Source organism: Paraburkholderia sp. (genome assembly GCF_036488505.1).
Taxonomy (GTDB): Bacteria; Pseudomonadota; Gammaproteobacteria; order Burkholderiales; family Burkholderiaceae; genus Paraburkholderia.
Genome location: NZ_DASXHN010000086.1, coordinates 1 through 18323, shown reverse-complemented (window position 1 = coordinate 18323; position 18323 = coordinate 1). Strand labels below are relative to the sequence as shown.

The following is an 18323-nucleotide window of genomic DNA, read 5'->3' as shown; positions in this document are numbered from 1 at the left end:
CGTCCGCTTTGGTCTCGTCGCCGTCGCGCCAGGCCAGCGCCAGGACCAGCGCGTCGTGCGGATCGAAGCCGCAATCCAGAAACGCCGCCAGCGCGGGAATCCAGTCTTCCGCCAGATGGCCCTCCAGACTGTATTTCTCGCCGCCCAGATGCAGCGTCGCCGCGTTCTCGGCGGCGACGATCACGCCTGCGCCCTGCACCTGCCAGCGCGCCACCTGCTCGCCATGCTGCTGCGCGTCGGCGACGATGATCAGGTCGCCGCCGTTCGGCTCGTCCGGCGCGGTCAGGCAGATGCGCCACGGCGCGTGGGTTGGCGGCCACTCGCCCAGGCGGGCGCGGATCCGCTCGGCGGCTTCGGTGAGTTCATCGGCAGGCGGCCAGAAGAGGTCGCGGCCAGTCAAAGGCAAAGTTTGCGTCATGCGGCGCTCCCGTCTTGGTGCCAGAACGGCATGCCGACCACCGGCGTGCTCGCGTGCGCGCTTTCGCGCTCGGCCATCGGCCCCGCCAGAAAGGCCTGGCGGCCCGCTTCGACGCCCAGCGCAAAGGCGCGCGCCATCGCGTCGGGGTGCGTCGCCTGCGAAACGGCGGTGTTCAGCAGCACGCCATCGAAGCCCCACTCCATCACTTGCGCCGCATGCGACGGCACGCCGAGGCCGGCGTCGACGATCAGCGGCACGTCGGGCAAGCGCTCGCGCAACACGCGCAGGCCGTACGGATTGATGACGCCCTTGCCGGTGCCGATCGGCGCGCCCCACGGCATCAGCGCTTCACAGCCCGCATCGAGCAGGCGGCGGCCGATCACCAGATCTTCGGTGCAATACGGGAGCACCTTGAAGCCGTCCTTGATCAGCTGCGTGGCCGCTTCGATCAGGCCGACCGGATCAGGCTGCAGCGTGTAGTCGTCGCCGATCAGTTCGAGCTTGATCCACTCGGTTTCGAAAATCTCGCGCGCCATATGCGCGGTCGTCACCGCCTCGCCGACAGTCAGGCAGCCGGCGGTATTGGGCAGCAGCGGCACGCCGTGGCGCTTGAGCAGGTCGAAGAAACCGGCTTCGGCGCCGCCCTCGTTCATCTGCCGGCGCAGCGCGACGGTGACCATGCCGGGACGCGCGGCGTCGATCGAGTCGGACAGCGACTGCAGCGACGGGTAGCGCGACGTGCCGAGCAGCACGCGGCTCGCGAAGGTTTGACCGTACAGCGTGAGTGCGTCGGCGCTCTGTTGAGAAGTCATTTGCATCATCCTGGTTTGCCGCGAGGGATCGGCGGCAATGGGTTTCGGCGACGGATCGATCGGCGGCGAGCAAGCCGCCAGAGACGCGCGCGAGCGCTCAGCCGCCCGCCACCGGTTGCACGACGTCGAGCCGGTCGCCCGGCTCGAGCGCGCGCGCCGCATGCTGTGAGCGCGCGACGAAATCGCCGTTCAGCGCAACCGCGAATGGCGGACGCGCGCCATAGGCAGCAAGCGCATCGGCGACAGTCGCGCCCTCGGGCAGCGACAACGGCTTCTGATTGATATGAATGTCCATGGTGGTCGAATACGGTTCAATCGATGGCAAAAGCGGCGTGGCGCCCGGCGCGACAGCACGATGGCGCGCCGCGCTCAAGCCGGCTCCCGCGCGAAATCCTGCTGGAAAAGCTCGCTCCAGCGCGCGTCGCGCCGCCAGCCGGCGAAGCCGTCTGCGTCGCCGACGCGGCCGTCGAGCAAGGCCGCCGCGAAGCGCGCCGCTTCGTCGGCGACTTCCGGCGCGATCATATAGCCGTGCCGGTACAGGCCGTTCACGCGCAAGGTGCGCGCGCCGTCCCACAGCAGGGCCGGACGGTGATCCGGCAAGGTCGGCCGGCATTGCGAATTGAGCTCGAGGATGCGTGCTTCGCCGAAGCCTGGATGCACCGAGAACGCCGCGCTCAGCAACTCGAGCGCGGAGCGCACGCTAACCGGCGACATGTCCTCGCCTTCCAGTTCGGTCGCACCGATCACATACAGGCCGTTCTGCTTCGGCGCGATATAGAGCGGATAGCGCGGATGCAGCAGCCGTACCGGGCGGCTCAGCTGCAGCCCAGGCGCATGCACGCGCGCGACCTCGCCGCGGATGCCGCGCAGCGTCGGCAGCACGGGTTTTGCGCCGAGTCCGCGGCAGTCGATCGTAATGCCCGCGTCGGGCAGCGATGCATCGTCGATGGCAGTGTGCCAGTGGGTGTCGACACCGCGCTCGGCGATGCCCGCGGCCAGCGCGCTCAAGACCTGGCGATTGTCGAGCTGGCCTTCTCGCGGCAGCAGCCACCCCTGGTTGAAACGGCCGGCGAGCGCGGGTTCCGCGTCGCCCAACTGCGCGCCCGCAAGCGTGACGAAGCCACCGTCGAGCAGCTCGGCAGGCGCGTTCGCCCGCACCCGGCGCTCGAACAGCGGCGCCTCGGTGCGGTCCGCGTGATGCCAGACGACGAGCGTGCCATTGCGTTGGAAGAATACCGGCTCAGGCAGTTCGGCGAGCACTTGCGGCCAGCTTTCGAGCGAACGCGCGCCGAGGCGCGTGATCAGCAGCTCAGCGCTCGCGGCTTCGGCGAGCGGTGCAAGCATCGCCGCGGCGACCCATGCGGCGGCCTGCGAGCCGGCAGCATCGCCACGCTCGTATAGCGCGACGCGATGGCCGTCGCCGGCAAGCCGCCATGCGACCAGCCGGCCACAGAGCCCGCCGCCAAGCACGGCAAAGTCGGGACGGGTGGCATGGCTCATCGGGCGCGCTCCGTTTCATAGCGGCAGACAACGCCAAAGCGGCACGGCGCGCCCGAGGCGGCGTGACGAAGAGAGAGAAATATGTCTGAAGAATAGGCGGTCATCGAGTCCTTTCCGTACGGCCAAAAAAACGCACGTACCCAGGACGAAACCGGCGGGTGAGGCCGGCCGGGCCATACGCACGCACGTCATGTGCGCTTGCCGCCCGGCGGGGGATGGAAGACGGATGCTTCCGGAAACTTCCCGCGCCGGTATTACCCGGATCGGGTGCAAAGGGTCTCTCTCAGCCTCGCCGCCGCGTGATTGGAATCATGCCGGCAGTGTGCGAAGCACCCCTGTTTCGTCGAAAAGTCATTAGACCATAAAAGGCGCGGCGCCCGCAAACCAGCGCCCCCGGTGCGCACCGCAGCGCCGGACGTGCGCGATCCGCACCTTCTTCGCGATCCCGATGCGGACGCGCTCGTCGCTCTGGCACAATGCCGAGACCGGATGCCGCAAAGCTACGATGCGCAGTTGCGGCGCGAACGGCGTGCGACGCAGTCCATCGCGGCCCGCGCAACGACGTCATCCGGCAAACCCGGACACTATCGAGGCAACGTCGATGCAACACCAGGGCCGGGCGCGGGCAGCGAAAATTAATCCTCGCTTAAGGGCATCACGCCAGAATCGGCGCGCGCCTGGATTCCCTGAATGCCCGTCTGGCGGGCACGACGGCCGGGCCGCTACAGCTCCCGCCGCAGCGCGGCTTCGCGACAGGCGCAGCTGCCGACAACACAGCCCGACGCAGCCCGACCCGACGCACCGGCTCGCCGGCTCGGCCGCTCGGGCCAGCACTTCATCAGGACGCTCATGACACCACATACCTCAGCCAGCCGCGAGCTGCCGCACGACGAAAAAGTCTCCGCATGGAGCCTGATCAAGCCTTACTGGGTCTCGGAAGAACGCCTGGTCGCATGGGGGCTGCTCGTCACGATCATCGTGATGAACCTGCTCGTCGTCTGGATCAACGTCCGCCTGAACCGCTGGAGCGCCGACTTCTACAACGCGCTGCAAGCGAAGAACGTGCGCGACTTCCCGCATCTGCTGATGATCTTCTCCGGACTCGCATTCGGCTTCATCATCCTCGCCGTGTATGGGCGCTATTTGCGCCAGATGCTCGGCTTCCGCTGGCGTCAGTGGCTGACCACCCGCTATCTGAACGAATGGCTCAACGACAGCGCGTTCTACCGCATCGAGCGCGACCGCCTCACCGATAACCCCGATCAGCGGATCAGCGACGACCTGCAGTCGTTCGCGACCACCACGCTGTCGCTGACACTCGATCTGCTGTCCACCGTCGTCACGCTGGTGTCGTTCATCACCATCCTGTGGTCGCTCGCGGGGGCGCTGACCATCTCGCTCGGCGGCATGCCGCTGCAGATCCCCGGCTATATGGTGTGGGCGGCCGCGCTCTATGCGGTGGTCGGCTCGCTGATCACGCAGAAGGTCGGCCATCCGCTGGTGTCGATCAACTATCAGGCGCAAAAAGTCGAGGCGGATTTCCGTTTCGGCCTGATCCGTCTGCGCGAGAACGCCGAGCAGATTGCGTTCTACAACGGCATGGAAACCGAGAAGACGCGCGCGCACTCGCTGTTTCGCCGTATCCGCGACAACTGGTGGCAGGTGATGAAGTACACGAAGCGTCTGACCTTCGTGCTGAGCTTCTATGGCCAGATCGCGATCATTTTCCCGATCGTGGTCGCCGCGCCCCGCTACTTTGCCGGCGCCTTCACGTTCGGCGTGCTGATGCAGATTTCCAGCGCGTTCGGCACCGTCAGCGATTCGTTTTCGTGGTTCATCAACAGTTACACGAGCCTCGTCGAATGGCGCGCGACCGTGAACCGGTTGCGTGAATTCAAGCGCATCATGCACGCGCCGCGCCTGAAGGAATCGGTGTCGCCGGCAACCGAGCATGGCGGCATCAATCTGCATTTCGTCGACGCCAACCAGCTCTCCACCGACAGCCTGAAGCTCGCGCTGCCGAACGGCACTCCGCTGTCGCGCATCCGCGATATCGCGATCCGGCCGGGCTCGCGCTGGCTCGTGCGCGGTCCGTCCGGTGCCGGCAAGAGCACGCTAATGCGGGCGCTCGCGGGCCTCTGGCCGTTCGGCGACGGCTCGATCGACGCGCCGGTCAACGCGCGCATGATGTTCATCCCGCAGGTCAGCTACATGCCGATCGGCACGCTGAAGGCGGCGCTTGCTTATCCGTCCGCGGCCGATACCTACACCGATGAAGAATGCAGCGACGCGCTGATCACCTGCCATCTGTCCGAGTACGCGGACCGCCTGCAGGAATCGGGGCACTGGACCCGCGTGCTGTCGCCGGGGGAACAACAGCGCTTCGCCGCCGCGCGCGTGCTGCTGCACAAGCCGGACTATCTGTTCCTCGACGAAGCGACCAGCGCACTCGACGCGGAAAACGAGGCGCGGGTCTATCGCCTCTTCACCGAGCGGCTGCCGAAGGCCGCAATCGTCAGCGTCGCGCACCGCGATTCGCTGGCGGCGTTCCATCACGAAACGCTCGAAGTCGAACGCTCGCGCGAGGCCGTGGCGGCGTGAGTGACACGATCAGCGGGAACGGCACGAGTCCGGCTAACCACATCACCGACGCCACCAACCACGCGACTGCCGCGCGCGTCGTGCTGATTACCGGCGCCGGGTCCGGCATCGGCGCCGCGCTTGCCCGGCGCATCGCCGCGCCGCGCACCGCGTTGATGCTGCACGCGCGCGGCGCCGACGACGCTTCGCGCCGGCGGCTCGTGCAGGTTGCCGCCGACTGCACGGCAAGCGGCGCACGGTGCGCGACGGTATTCGGCGACCTCGCCGAGCGCGGCGCGGCCGAGCATCTGATCCACCAGACACGGGCGCATTTCGGCGCACTCGATCAACTGGTCGCCAACGCAGGACATGCGCAGCGCCAGGCCCTCGGGTCGCTCGATCCCGACACCTTGGCCAGCGCGTTCGCCGCGATGCCGGCCGCGTTCGCCGCACTGGTGCGACGCGCGATGCCCGCGCTGGAAACGTCGAAGCGAGCTCGGGTGATCGCCTTGAGTTCGTTCGTCGCGCATCGCTATCGCGCGGATGCGCCATTTGCCGCGACGGCGGCGGCCAAAGCGGCGCTCGAATCGCTCGCCCGCACCGCCGCCGCCGAACTGGCACCGCTCGGCGTAACCGTGAATTGCGTGGCGCCCGGCTATACGCGCAAGGATCGCGGCCCAAGCGCCGACAACGCGGCGGTCTGGACGCGCGCCGCAGAAGCGACACCGCTCGGCCACGTCGCCGAGCCCGCGGACGTCGCCGCGCTGATCGCGTTTCTGCTGTCCGACGAAGCGCGCCACATCACCGGCCAGGTGATTCATGTCGATGGCGGCTTGACGCTCGGTTAAGCCGCAGCAGCGCGGTGCGCCGTCGCGGTTCGACCGCTCCAGCGGCGCCGGAGCAACGCGTGTCCTATCGCTTCGGTCGCCTGGAAGTGAATTTCCCCGCCCGCCAATTGCACCGCGACACCACGCGAATCGCATTGCGTTCAACGAATTTGCGCTGCCGGGCCGGACGGCGAGACCAGCCGCATCGGCGAGATCGAGCGCGGCCTCGTACCGTGGGCATGATCGCGGCCGCGCAGGGCCTGCCTGCCTCCGCGGATGCGGGACGCAGCGGTGCTAAAGTGAGCGCTAAACCCGCGCTGACACGTCGCGCGCCAGCCACCAGGCGCGCCGTACCGTAAGCGCCGGTAAGGAAACGCCCGGCCGTGCGTCATGCACGCCAGTCTAGAATTTCGCCATGAATCCACAGGTCCTTATCGTCGACGACGATCCGGTCGTACGCGATCTGCTTTGCAAGTTTCTCCAGTCGAACGGCTTCGATACGTCAGTGCTGCACGACGGCACGCATCTGCAGCGGCGCCTCGAACGCGAGCGGCCGTCGGTCGTCGTGCTCGACATCATGATGCCGAATACCGACGGCCTGCGCGCGCTCACCGCGCTGCGCGCCGCCGGCGACGACATTCCTGTCATCTTCGTGACCGCGCGCGGCACGGTCGCCGACCGCATCGTTGGCCTGTCGCTCGGCGCGGACGACTACCTGACCAAACCGTTCGATCCGCGCGAGCTGCTCGCGCGCATCCACACCGTGCTGCGCCGGCGCGGACCACCCACCACCAGCGCCCCCGAAGCACGCAAGCGCTATCGCTTCGGGCCGTTCGAACTCGACTTCACGACCCGCTCGCTGACGCGCGACGACGTCAAGCTGCCGTTACGCGACAGCGAATTCGCGCTGCTGAAGATCTTCGTCAACAACCCGTACAAGGTGCTGTCGCGCGTGCTGATTCACGACCTGGTGCATCGCGACAACCTCGCGTTCCGCGACCGCAGCCTCGATGTGCCGATCTGGCGACTGCGCCGCGTGATCGAGGAGGACCCGTCCAATCCATGCTATGTGCAGACGGTGCGCGGCAAGGGCTACGTGTTCGTGCCCGACGCCAACGGCCGGCCCTTCGACGAAGAGCGCGCGCCGGCCGCATGAAAAATCCGCTGAACACGCTGTTCGGCAGAATGGCGTTGCTGTCGGCGGCGGTGCTGTTCGCGATACAGGCCAGTTGGTTCGTGCTGGTGGCGATGCAGCCGCCGCGCCACGAAATCGACGGCTTCGCGCGCGGCATCATGCTCGTGCTGCAAGCGATCAACAGTGAGCCGATCAAGGGCGCCGCGCTCGCGCCGGCGATGCGGGTGCACCTGGTGCCCACGTGGAACATGCCCGCGACCGTACATCTGCATGCGCCCACCGGACGTCTGCTGATCGAACTGGACCGGCATCTGCGGCAGAACCTGCCGGCCGGCTCGCAGATCGCGTTCGACGATCTGCGCCCGCCACAACTGTGGGTGCTGTTCCCCGGCAAATCCAACTGGGTGGTGGTGCCGGTCGACGTGCCGCCTCCGCCGCGCTTTGTCGTCGAAGCGGTATCGATGCTGCTCGCCGCGTTGATCCTGTCGCTGTTCGCGGTGTGGCAGATGCAAAGGCCGCTTTCGCGGGTCGCCGACGCGTCGCGTGCGTTCGGCTCGGGCGCTCGGCCTGAACCGGTACCGGTGCAAGGCCCGCGCGAGTTGCGCGAGCTGATCGGCTCGTTCAACGATATGATGCGGCGCCTGAACGAAGCCGGCGACGACCAGGCGGTGATGCTCGCCGGCGTCGCGCATGATCTGAAGGCGCCGCTCACTCGCCTGAAGCTGCGCGCGAGCGTGTTGGCCGACGAAAACGAGCGCGCCGGCCTGATCCGCGATGTCGATTCGCTGACCGACATCGTCCAGCAGTTCCTCGAATTCGCGGGACAATCGGCCGATGCTGGGCCGCCAGTGGAAGTCGACGATTTCTTGCGCGAGCAGTTCTCGTCGGGCGATCACGGCGACCCCACGGAAATGGTCGACTCCGGCGAATCCGGCGAATCCGGCGAATCCGGCCCACCCGGCGAATCCGCCGAAGCGCCGCTGTTCGCGCTCGATCTGCGCGCCGGGCCGTTGTTCACGCTACCAGGCACGATGCTCGACCGGCTCGTGACGAACCTTGTCGACAACGCGCTCGAACATGGGATGCCTCCGGTCGAAATCGCAACCGGGCGCGACGAGCGTCACTGGACGATCAGCGTGCGCGACCACGGCCCCGGCATTCCCGACGACCGCATTGCCGCTGCGATGAAACCATTCGTTCGACTCGATGCCGCGCGCGGCGGCGAAGGCCATTGCGGTCTTGGTCTTGCGATCGTCGCGCGGCTCGCGCACGAGCGTGGCGGACGCTGTCAGGTGGGGAATCACGCGCAGGGCGGGCTTGAAGTACGGATCGAATTGCCAGTGGAAGACCCGGCGGTGTGACGACGCGGATTAACGCGAAGCCGATGGCAAAGGCAACCCACCGCATCCGTCATGCAACGATGAACTCACGCGCTTACCCGCCGTGACGAAGGATTGCGGTGCCGTTGACGGACTTATAGTCGCCGATGGCAACCTCGAATGCCGCCCTTCTGCGTCCACCCGCACCGTTGGGGTCGATTTTTTTGCGCTGTTTTTGCTTGCGTTTGGGACGCTCCGCGCGTGACGCGGCGGCCACAGCGATGCGCATCAATGCACGAGGCGATTGCGCAGCGTATCGACCGTCGCTTGCGACAGGCCCAAGCCCTGCGTCAGATAGCTCGCCATCGTGCCGTAGCTCGCCTGCACCTGATCAAAGCCTGCCTGCAGATAATTTTCGTCGACGCCCAGCAACGGCGCTTCGGCGGTCGCGACCGCCGCGCCGTCCTCGGCGCGCAACGCGTTTTTTTGCACGGCGATCGATCGCGCGAGGTACGTGTTGCTGAGCAAATAGTCTTGCATGATCACGTCGAGCGGCACATTGGCGATGCTCAGCAGCAGCGCCGCGACCCAGCCCGCGCGATCCTTTCCTGCATTCGAATGGAACAGCTGCGCGCCCTCGCCATTGGCGAGCGCGGCGAGCAATGCGCCGTACGCGGCCCGCTGCGCGCTGCCCGTCACGTAAGCGCGCGCCTGCGCCTCCATGAACGCGACGGCGTCCGCAGCGGTGTCGAGCGTGGGTGTCGGGAAATCGTCGGTGCCGAGCACATTGAGCGTGCCCGCCGATGCGCCGGCCGGCAGCACATCGGGAGTGCGCGCGATTTCGGCGGGCGTGCGTAGATCGTAGACCGCCGCGATGCCGAGCTTGTCGAGTGATGCCTTGTCGGCGCCGCTCAGCGTCAACGCGTTCGCGCGATAAAACGCGCCGCGGCGCATCTGCTTGCCGTCGACGCTCAGATAACCGGTGCCGGTGCCCGCGAGATCGCGGAAATTGTCGACCGAGGCGAGACGCGGCGTGTCCGCCTGGTCGGCGCCGAGACCGCCGCCGCACGCGGACAGCAACGCGCTGCCGAAACTCGCGGCCACGACCGCACCCGCGGAACGTTTCAGGAAACGCCGCCGCGACGGCGAAGTCTCGCCCGGCGCGCGGTCGCCTGCGTGCAGGGTCGTGCTCGCAAGAAGGCGGAGTGGCGAACGGGTTTTCGCGGTGACGGGCATCAGGGATGACAGGTGCGGTAGGTGTAGGGGACAGTTCGCGGCGGCCGGACCGCAGACGCAGTTTAACGTTTCGTTGATAACTTTTGCGTTACAGCGTTGTAGTTAGCAGGAGCGAAGAGGTCGCGCTGCCGCCATTTTGCCTCTTGACCGACCGCGTGACGCCGCATCCCCGTAGAATACAAAAACCCTACCATTCGGCCCCCCACAGGCGAAAAAGACCTGGAGACCACAACAAAATATGTCTTCTCTCCAATGGTTCACTGAACTGACCCCGCGCGAGCGCCGCACCCTGTACGCCGGCTTCGGCGGCTACGCGATCGACGCGTTCGACTTCATGATCTATTCCTTCCTCATCCCGACGCTGATCGCGGTGTGGGGCATGAGCAAGAGCGAAGCGGGCATGATCGCGACCAGCTCGCTGATCTCGTCGGCGTTAGGCGGCTGGCTCGCCGGCATTCTTGCCGATCGGCATGGCCGCATCCGCGTGCTGCAATGGACGATCGCGACGTTCGCGATCTTTACCTTTCTGTCGGGTTTCACGCAGTCGTTCTGGCAACTGCTCACGACGCGCACGTTGCAAGGTATCGGCTTCGGCGGTGAATGGTCGGTCGTGACGATCATGATGGCCGAGACGATCCGTTCGCCGCAGCATCGCGCGAAAGCGGTCGGCACGGTGCAAAGCAGCTGGTCGTTCGGCTGGGCGGCCGCGGCGATCGTGTACTGGGCGGCGTTCGCGCTGCTGCCGGAGCAATACGCGTGGCGCGCGTGCTTCTGGGTCGGGCTGCTGCCCGCCGCGTGGATCATCTATATCCGCCGCAATGTCAGCGATCCGGAAATCTTCCTCGCGACGCGACGGGCGCGCGAAAACGGCTTCGACACGTCGCACTTCATGCAGATTTTTTCGGCCGCGCATCTGAAGACCACGCTGCTCGGCAGCGCGTTGTGCAGCGGCATGCTCGGCGGCTATTACGCGATCACGACGTGGCTGCCCACCTATCTGAAAACGGTGCGCCATCTGTCGGTTTTCAACACCAGCGGCTATCTGATCGTGCTGATCGTCGGCTCGTTCACCGGCTACATCGTCGGCGCCATTTTGTGCGACAGGATCGGCCGGCGCGCATCGTTCGTGCTGTTCGCGATCGGTTCGTTCGTGCTCGGCATGGTCTACACGATGCTGCCGATCACCGACACGATGATGCTCGCGCTCGGTTTTCCGCTCGGCATCGTGGTGCAGGGCATTTTCGCGGGGGTCGGCGCGTATCTGTCGGAGCTGTATCCGAACGAGATCCGCGGCTCGGGGCAAGGTTTCTGCTACAACCTCGGGCGCGGCATCGGCTCGTTCTTCCCGATTCTGGTCGGCACGTTGGCGCAGACGATGACGCTCGTGAAAGCGATGGGGATCGTCGCGGGCTCGGGTTATCTGCTCGTGATCGTCGCCGCGCTGTGCCTGCCGGAGACGAAAGGCAAGGTACTCGGCGCAACCAGTCCCGCCGCCTGAAAGCGCCCGGCATCGCCGGAAACCGCAGTACATGCCCATGAAAACGATCGTTCTCGGCGGCGGCGTGATCGGCGTCGCCACCGCTTTTTATCTGTGCCAGCAGGGCTGCGAAGTCACGGTGATCGAGCGCGAACCGGACGTCGCGCTGTCGACGAGTTTCGGCAATGCCGGGGTGATCGCGCCAGGCTACGTGACGCCGTGGGCCGCGCCCGGCATGCCGGCGAAAATCCTCAAATACCTGTTCAAACCCGCGTCGCCGCTGATCTTCCGGCCCACGCTCGATCCGGCCCAATGGCGCTGGATCGCGCACTGGCTGCGCGAGTGCGAGCTCGAACGCTTTCGCGTCAACAAGCAGCGGATGCAGCGCATCGCGTATTACAGCCGCGCGTGCCTGCACGAATTTCGCGGCCGTCATCTGTTCGATTACGGGCGCAGCCAGGGCTATCTGCAACTGTTTCGCAGCGAGTACGACGTCGAGCTCGCGCAGCCGGCGCTCGCAGTGCTGCGCGACGCCGGCATCGAGCATCGGGAAGTGAGCGCGGCGCAGTGCGCGGAGATCGAGCCGGGTCTGCGCTGGGCGCGCCAGGCGCCGTTTTCCGGTCTCTACTTGCCCGATGACGAAGCCGGCGACTGCGCGCGCTTCACTCGCGAACTGCGGGCGATCTGCGAGCGCAACGGCGTGTGCTTCCGTTTCGACACGCGCGTGACGTCGCTCGATGTCGAGGGCGCGACGGTGCGCGGCGCGCGTATTGAAAGCGAACGTGGCGCGGAGACGTTGCGGGCGGACGCAGTGGTGGTCGCGCTCGGCGTCGATAGCGCCGCATTGCTCGCGTCGCTCGGCGTGAAGGTGCCGCTTTATCCAGTGAAGGGCTATTCGGCGACCTTGCCCGTGATCGACGACGAAAAGGCGCCCCACGCGGCGCTAATGGACGAATCGCTGAAGACGGCTATCACGCGCTTTGGCAACAACCTGCGTATCGCCGGCACGGCTGAGCTGGGCAATCGGCAAACCACACTGCGCGAGCAGGCGTTGCAGACCCTGCTCACAGTGCTGCGGGACTGGTTTCCGCACGCGGCCAATCCGGCCTCGGCGCATTTCTGGGTAGGCCGCCGGCCAATGACACCCGACGGCGCGCCGCTGCTCGGGCCGTGCAACGTCGACAATCTGTGGCTCAACCTCGGGCACGGCTCGACTGGCTGGGCGATGTCGATGGGCTCCGGGCGTGTGCTCGCCGATCTGATCACGCAGCGCAAGCCGGAAATCGATCTCGATGGATTGACACTCGCGCGGTACCGGAAATAACGCGTCACGGTTCAAGGACGGATATAAAAAAACCGGGCTCCCCTTTCAGGCGAGCCCGGTTTTTCTTTTTTCACCGCTTCGCTTTACCGCCACAGGTTCCTGCATCGGGCAGCTTGTCGGCTGCACGTCTTTGCGCGAACCGAACGGCCGGTGCGCACCTCGACTGCGGCCGCAGGCGCTTAACGCGGCAGTTCCGAATGCCCCATCAGGAACGCATCGACCGAACGCGCGCACTGACGGCCTTCGCGGATCGCCCACACGACCAGCGACTGGCCGCGGCGCATGTCGCCGGCAGTGAACACCTTGTCCACCGACGTGTAGTACGCCTTGTCGCCCTCGGTCGACGCCCGCACGTTGCCGCGCGGGTCCTTGTCGACGCCGAACGCTTCGAGCACCGGCGAGACCGGCTGCGTGAAGCCCATCGCGAGCAGCACCAGATCGGCCTTCATTTCGAATTCCGAGTTCGGCACTTCGACCATCTTGCCGTCCTTCCATTCCACGCGCGCGGCGATAAGCTTCTCGACCTTGCCGTTCTTGCCTTCTAGACGCTTGGTCGCGACCGCCCAATCGCGCTCGCAGCCTTCCTCGTGTGACGACGACGTGCGCAGCTTGATCGGCCAGTACGGCCACACGAGCGGCTTGTTCTCTTCTTCCGGCGGCTGCGGCAGCAGTTCGAACTGCGTGACGCTCTTCGCGCCATGACGGTTCGACGTGCCGACGCAGTCCGAGCCGGTATCGCCGCCACCGATCACGACGACGTGCTTGCCCTTCGCGAGCAACTGGTTCGGCACCTTGTCGCCGGCGTTGACCGTGTTCTGCTGCGGCAAGAATTCCATCGCATAGTGAATCCCCTCGAGCTCGCGGCCCGGCACAGGCAGATCGCGCGGTGTTTCCGAACCGCCGGCGATCACGACCGCGTCGAACTGTTCCTTCAGTTCGGCCGGCGCGATGGTTTCCTTTGCGGTGTTGCCGATGTAGGCCGGCAGCGAATCCGCACGGCCGATGAATACGTTGGTGCGGAACACCACGCCTTCGGCTTCCATCTGGCGCATACGGCGATCGATCAGCCACTTCTCGAGCTTGAAGTCGGGGATCCCATAACGCAGCAGGCCGCCGATGCGGTCGTTCTTCTCGAACACCGTCACGTCATGGCCGGCGCGCGCGAGCTGCTGCGCGGCGGCGAGGCCCGCCGGCCCCGAGCCGACCACCGCGACCTTCTTGCCGGTCTTGTGCTTCGGCGTCTGAGCCGCAACCCAGCCTTCGGCCCAAGCCTTGTCGATGATCGCGTGTTCAATCGACTTGATGCCGACCGGGTCGTCGTTGATGCCGAGCGTGCACGCCGCTTCGCACGGCGCCGGACAGATGCGGCCCGTGAACTCGGGAAAGTTGTTGGTCGAATGCAGCACTTCGATCGCATTCTTCCAGTCCTGATGGAACACCAGATCGTTGAAGTCCGGAATGATGTTGTTGACCGGGCAGCCGTTGTTGCAGAACGGAATGCCGCAGTCCATGCAACGTGCGCCCTGAATCTTCGCTTCGTCGTCGCTCAGCGCGGCGACGAATTCCTTGTAGTGCTTCACACGCGTGAGCGGAGCTTCATACGCCTCGTGGCGGCGCTCAAACTCGAGAAAACCGGTTGCCTTGCCCATGTGGTTCTCTTCTCTATCTGTATCTAGGGGTAATCTGGACCCGCCGCCAGCCGGACTCGAACAGTCGGGCGGCAGCGGGTGCGGCTAGCTATGGCTGCGGCGATCCGTCAGGCGGCGAGCACTTCCTTGTTCGCTTTCTTCGCGGCGAGTTCGCCGAGTGCGCGCTTGTATTCGGTCGGGAACACCTTGACGAACTGACGGCGCGACGCGTCCCAGTTTTCGAGCAGCGCCTTCGCGCGCGGCGAGCCGGTGAACTGGAAGTGACGCTCGATGAGTCCTTTGAGCAGCGCTTCGTCGGTCGTCGCGCAGTGCCACAGACCCTGGTCGACCGTGCGTTCCTGTTCGGCCTGTTGCAGCACCGGGTCGAGCGCGACCATCGATTTGTTGCACTTGCTCGCGAACGTGCCGTCCGGGTCGAACAGGTACGCGACGCCGCCCGACATGCCGGCCGCGAAGTTGCGGCCGGTCTCGCCGAGCACCACCACGGTGCCACCCGTCATGTATTCGCAGCCGTGGTCGCCCGTGCCTTCGACAACCGCCGTCGCGCCCGAGTTACGCACGCAGAAACGCTCGCCCGCCACGCCGCGGAAGAACGCCTCGCCTTCGATCGCGCCGTACATCACCGTATTGCCGCAGATGATGTTTTCTTCCGACTTGCCGCGGAAATCGTTGGTCGGACGGATGATGATGCGGCCGCCCGACAGGCCCTTGCCGACGTAGTCGTTGCCATCGCCGACCAGGTCCAGCGTGACGCCCTTCGCGAGGAACGCGCCGAAGCTCTGACCCGCCGTGCCCTTCAGCTGGATGTGGATCGCGTCGTCGGCGAGACCGTCGTGGCCGTACTTCTTCGCGATCGTGCCCGACAGCATCGCGCCGACCGTGCGGTTCACGTTGCGCACCGGCTGGATGAACGACACGTGCTCGCCCTTGTCGATCGCGGCCTTCGCCTTCTCGATCAGCGTGTGGTCGAGCGCGCGGTCGAGCCCGTGATCCTGCACGTCGACGTGCTTGCGCGCGACTTCGGCCGGCACCGACGGCTGATAGAACACGCGCGAAAAGTCGAGACCCTTCGCCTTCCAGTGCTCAATGCCTTTCTTCATGTCGAGCAGTTCCGCGTGGCCGATCAGGTCGTCGAACTTACGGATGCCGAGTTGCGCCATGATTTCGCGGGCTTCTTCAGCAATGAAGAAGAAGAAGTTCACGACGTGTTCGGGCTGGCCCTGGAACTTCGCGCGCAGCACCGGATCTTGCGTCGCGACGCCGACCGGGCAGGTGTTCAGATGGCACTTGCGCATCATGATGCAGCCTTCGACGACGAGCGGCGCGGTCGCGAAACCGAATTCGTCCGCGCCGAGCAGCGCGCCGATCACGACGTCGCGGCCGGTTTTCATCTGACCGTCGGCTTGCACGCGGATGCGGCCGCGCAGCCGGTTCAGCACCAGCGTCTGCTGCGTTTCGGCAAGACCGAGTTCCCACGGCGTGCCCGCATGCTTGATCGACGACAGCGGCGATGCGCCGGTGCCGCCGTCATGACCGGCGATCACGACGTGATCGGCCTTCGCCTTGGCGACACCTGCGGCAACCGTGCCGACGCCCGACTCCGATACGAGCTTCACCGAGATACTCGACGACGCGTTGACGTTCTTCAGGTCATGAATCAGCTGCGCCAGGTCTTCGATCGAGTAGATGTCGTGGTGCGGCGGCGGCGAAATCAGGCCGACGCCCGGCACCGAGTAACGCAGCTTGCCGATGTAATCCGACACCTTGTGGCCCGGCAGCTGACCGCCTTCACCGGGCTTCGCGCCTTGCGCCATCTTGATCTGGATCTGGTCGGCCGACGCGAGGTATTCCGCGGTCACGCCGAAACGGCCCGACGCGACCTGCTTGATGCGCGAGCGCAGCGAATCGCCTTCCTTCAGCGGAATGTCGGCGATGACTTCGTCGCCGATCACCGACTTCATCGTGTCGCCGTTTTTGATCGGAATGCCGCGCAATTCGTTGCGGTAACGGTTCGCGTCTTCACCGCCTTCACCGGTGTTCGACTTGCCGCCGATGCGGTTCATCGCGACAGCCAACGTGGCATGGGCTTCGGTGCTGATCGAGCCCATCGACATCGCGCCGGTCGCGAAACGCTTGACGATTTCCTTCGCCGGCTCGACTTCGTCGAGCGGAATCGCCTTGGCCGGATCGAGCCTGAATTCGAACAGGCCGCGGAACGTCATGTGGCGCTTGGTCTGATCGTTGATCAGATGCGCGTATTCCTTGTACGTCTGATAGGAATTGCTGCGTGCCGAGTGCTGGAGCTTGGCGATTGCATCCGGCGTCCACATGTGTTCTTCGCCGCGCACGCGGTAAGCGTACTCGCCGCCCGCGTCGAGCATGTTCGCGAGGACCGGGTTGTCGCCGAACGCGTCGCGGTGCAGACGGATCGCCTCTTCCGCGACGTCGAACAGGCCAATACCGCCGACCTTCGACGACGTGCCGTGGAAGTACTTCGACACCAGATCTTCGGCGAGACCGACGGCTTCGAAAATCTGCGCACCGGTGTATGACATGTAGGTCGAAATGCCCATCTTCGACATGACCTTCATCAGGCCCTTGCCGACAGCCTTCGTGAAGTTGTAGACCGCCTTCTCCGCCGACAGGTCGCCCTTCAGGCCGGCCGCGAGCTGGCCGAGCGTTTCCATCGCGAGGTACGGGTGCACCGCTTCGGCGCCATAACCCGCGAGCAGCGCGAAGTGATGCGTCTCACGCGCCGAGCCGGTTTCGACGACGAGCCCCGTGCTGGTGCGCAGACCTTGCTGCACGAGGTGCGTATGGATTGCGGCGGTAGCAAGCAGCGCCGGGATGGCGACGTTGTCGCGGTCGGTCTTGCGGTCCGACACGATCAGCATGTTGTAGCCGGACTTGACCGCATCGACGGCCTCAGCGCACAGCGACGCGAGACGCGCTTCGATGCCTTCCTTGCCCCAGGCGACCGGGTAGCAGATGTTCAGCTCGTACGAGCTGAACTTGCCGCCGGTGTACTGATCGATCGCGCGGATCTTCGCGATGTCCTTGAAGTCGAGTACCGGCTGCGACACTTCGAGACGCATCGGCGGGTTGATGTTGTTGGTGTCGAGCAGATTCGGCTTTGGGCCGATGAACGACACCAGCGACATCACCATGTTTTCGCGGATCGGGTCGATCGGCGGGTTCGTCACCTGCGCGAACAGCTGCTTGAAGTAGTGGTAGAGCGTCTTGTTCTTGCTGGACATGACGGCCAGCGGCGAGTCGTTGCCCATCGAGCCGACCGCTTCTTCGCCCGCTTGCGCCATCGGCGCCATCAGGAACTTGAGGTCTTCCTGCGAGTAGCCGAATGCCTGCTGGCGATCGAGCAGCGCAGCGGCTTCGCGGCGTTCGGTCGCGACGTCCTCGGCCTTCGCCTCGATCTCGTCGAGCTTGATCCGCACGGCGTCGATCCAGCTCTTGTACGGCTTGGCGTTCGACAGGTTGTCCTTCAGTTCCTTGTCGTCGATGATGCGGCCGTGTTCCATGTCGATCAGGAACATCTTGCCCGGCTGCAGACGCCACTTCTTGACGATCTTCGACTCGGGGATAGGCAGCGTGCCGGCTTCCGACGCCATGATGACCAGGTCGTCGTCCGTGACGATGTAGCGCGCCGGACGCAGGCCGTTACGGTCTAGCGTGGCGCCGATCTGGCGGCCGTCGGTGAAGGCGATCGCGGCGGGGCCGTCCCACGGCTCCATCATCGCGGCGTGGTATTCGTAGAACGCGCGGCGGTTGTCGTCCATCAGCGTGTGCTGCTCCCAGGCTTCCGGGATCATCATCATCATCGCGTGGACGAGCGGGTAGCCGGCCATCACCAGCAGTTCGAGACAGTTGTCGAACGATGCGGTGTCCGATTGGCCCGGATAGATCAGCGGCCACAGCTTCGGCAGGTCGTCGCCGAGCACGTGGCTCGCGATCGCGCCGGTGCGGGCGTTCAGCCAGTTGACATTGCCCTTCACCGTGTTGATTTCGCCGTTGTGGGCGATCATCCGGTA

14 protein-coding genes, 2 pseudogenes and 1 riboswitch are annotated in these 18323 nt (G+C 65.6%); of the genes and pseudogenes, 8 read left to right on the top strand and 8 right to left on the bottom strand.

Features of this window, described 5'->3' with window-relative positions:
* From VGH68_RS04755 to VGH68_RS04740, 4 genes and pseudogenes are all read right to left on the bottom strand, one after another.
* A pseudogene (locus tag VGH68_RS04755) lies at positions 1–418 on the bottom strand (thiamine phosphate synthase); the annotation flags it as partial.
* Positions 415–1230, bottom strand: a complete 816-nt coding sequence (locus tag VGH68_RS04750; RefSeq protein ID WP_331602356.1) for a thiazole synthase — start codon at positions 1228–1230, stop codon at positions 415–417. The gene VGH68_RS04750 and the pseudogene VGH68_RS04755, both read right to left, overlap by 4 nt.
* A gap of 97 nt (positions 1231–1327) precedes the next feature.
* Positions 1328–1525 (bottom strand): sulfur carrier protein ThiS, encoded by a 198-nt coding sequence (thiS, locus tag VGH68_RS04745; RefSeq protein ID WP_233832354.1) that lies wholly within the window; start codon positions 1523–1525, stop codon positions 1328–1330.
* A 74-nt stretch (positions 1526–1599) separates the two neighbouring features.
* Positions 1600–2730: an FAD-dependent oxidoreductase gene (locus tag VGH68_RS04740; protein WP_331602354.1), complete on the bottom strand. Its 1131-nt coding sequence runs from the start codon at positions 2728–2730 to the stop codon at positions 1600–1602.
* A gap of 223 nt (positions 2731–2953) precedes the next feature.
* Positions 2954–3077: riboswitch (TPP riboswitch) on the bottom strand.
* Between the two features lie 70 nt (positions 3078–3147).
* Here VGH68_RS04740 and VGH68_RS04735 point away from each other — a divergent pair.
* The 6 genes and pseudogenes from VGH68_RS04735 (at position 3148) to VGH68_RS04715 (ending at position 8633) form a co-directional block, all read left to right on the top strand.
* Positions 3148–3369 carry a hypothetical protein gene (locus VGH68_RS04735; protein WP_331602353.1) on the top strand — a complete coding sequence of 74 codons (222 nt, stop codon included), beginning with the start codon at positions 3148–3150 and terminating at the stop codon, positions 3367–3369.
* A gap of 210 nt (positions 3370–3579) precedes the next feature.
* Entirely contained in the window at positions 3580–5331 is a 1752-nt protein-coding gene (locus VGH68_RS04730) for an ABC transporter ATP-binding protein/permease (protein WP_331602352.1), read from the top strand.
* A gap of 41 nt (positions 5332–5372) precedes the next feature.
* Positions 5373–6158, top strand: a complete 786-nt coding sequence (locus tag VGH68_RS04725) for an SDR family NAD(P)-dependent oxidoreductase (protein ID WP_331602358.1) — start codon at positions 5373–5375, stop codon at positions 6156–6158.
* An 8-nt stretch (positions 6159–6166) separates the two neighbouring features.
* Positions 6167–6304: pseudogene (gene ompR, locus VGH68_RS30055) on the top strand (two-component system response regulator OmpR); the annotation flags it as partial.
* A gap of 248 nt (positions 6305–6552) precedes the next feature.
* Positions 6553–7293 (top strand): response regulator, encoded by a 741-nt coding sequence (locus VGH68_RS04720; RefSeq protein ID WP_331602351.1) that lies wholly within the window; start codon positions 6553–6555, stop codon positions 7291–7293.
* Positions 7290–8633 (top strand): ATP-binding protein, encoded by a 1344-nt coding sequence (locus VGH68_RS04715; protein ID WP_331602349.1) that lies wholly within the window; start codon positions 7290–7292, stop codon positions 8631–8633. The genes VGH68_RS04720 and VGH68_RS04715 overlap by 4 nt, the downstream gene beginning before the upstream one ends.
* 73 nt (positions 8634–8706) lie before the next feature.
* Here the strand turns inward: VGH68_RS04715 and VGH68_RS04710 are convergent, their stop codons facing one another.
* Positions 8707–8880: a hypothetical protein gene (locus VGH68_RS04710; RefSeq protein WP_331602348.1), complete on the bottom strand. Its 174-nt coding sequence runs from the start codon at positions 8878–8880 to the stop codon at positions 8707–8709.
* Positions 8880–9827 carry a tyrosine-protein phosphatase gene (locus tag VGH68_RS04705; RefSeq protein ID WP_331602347.1) on the bottom strand — a complete coding sequence of 316 codons (948 nt, stop codon included), beginning with the start codon at positions 9825–9827 and terminating at the stop codon, positions 8880–8882. The genes VGH68_RS04710 and VGH68_RS04705 overlap by 1 nt, the downstream gene beginning before the upstream one ends.
* A 238-nt stretch (positions 9828–10065) precedes the next feature.
* Here VGH68_RS04705 and VGH68_RS04700 point away from each other — a divergent pair, with 238 nt between their 5' ends.
* Together VGH68_RS04700 and VGH68_RS04695 are read left to right on the top strand one after the other, a co-directional pair.
* The gene (locus VGH68_RS04700) at positions 10066–11325 is read left to right on the top strand and encodes an MFS transporter (protein WP_331602346.1); all 1260 of its coding nucleotides are present in this window, start codon (positions 10066–10068) and stop codon (positions 11323–11325) included.
* A 37-nt stretch (positions 11326–11362) separates the two neighbouring features.
* On the top strand, positions 11363–12628 hold the full coding sequence (locus VGH68_RS04695; protein ID WP_331602345.1) for a D-amino acid dehydrogenase: 1266 nt from the start codon (positions 11363–11365) through the stop codon (positions 12626–12628).
* A 179-nt stretch (positions 12629–12807) separates the two neighbouring features.
* Here VGH68_RS04695 and VGH68_RS04690 read toward each other — a convergent pair whose 3' ends face one another.
* Complete coding sequence (locus VGH68_RS04690; RefSeq protein WP_331602344.1) at positions 12808–14277, bottom strand: glutamate synthase subunit beta; 1470 nt, start codon at positions 14275–14277, stop codon at positions 12808–12810.
* A 107-nt stretch (positions 14278–14384) separates the two neighbouring features.
* A partial coding sequence (locus VGH68_RS04685) for a glutamate synthase-related protein (RefSeq protein WP_331602343.1) occupies positions 14385–18323 on the bottom strand: 3939 nt, incomplete at its 5' end.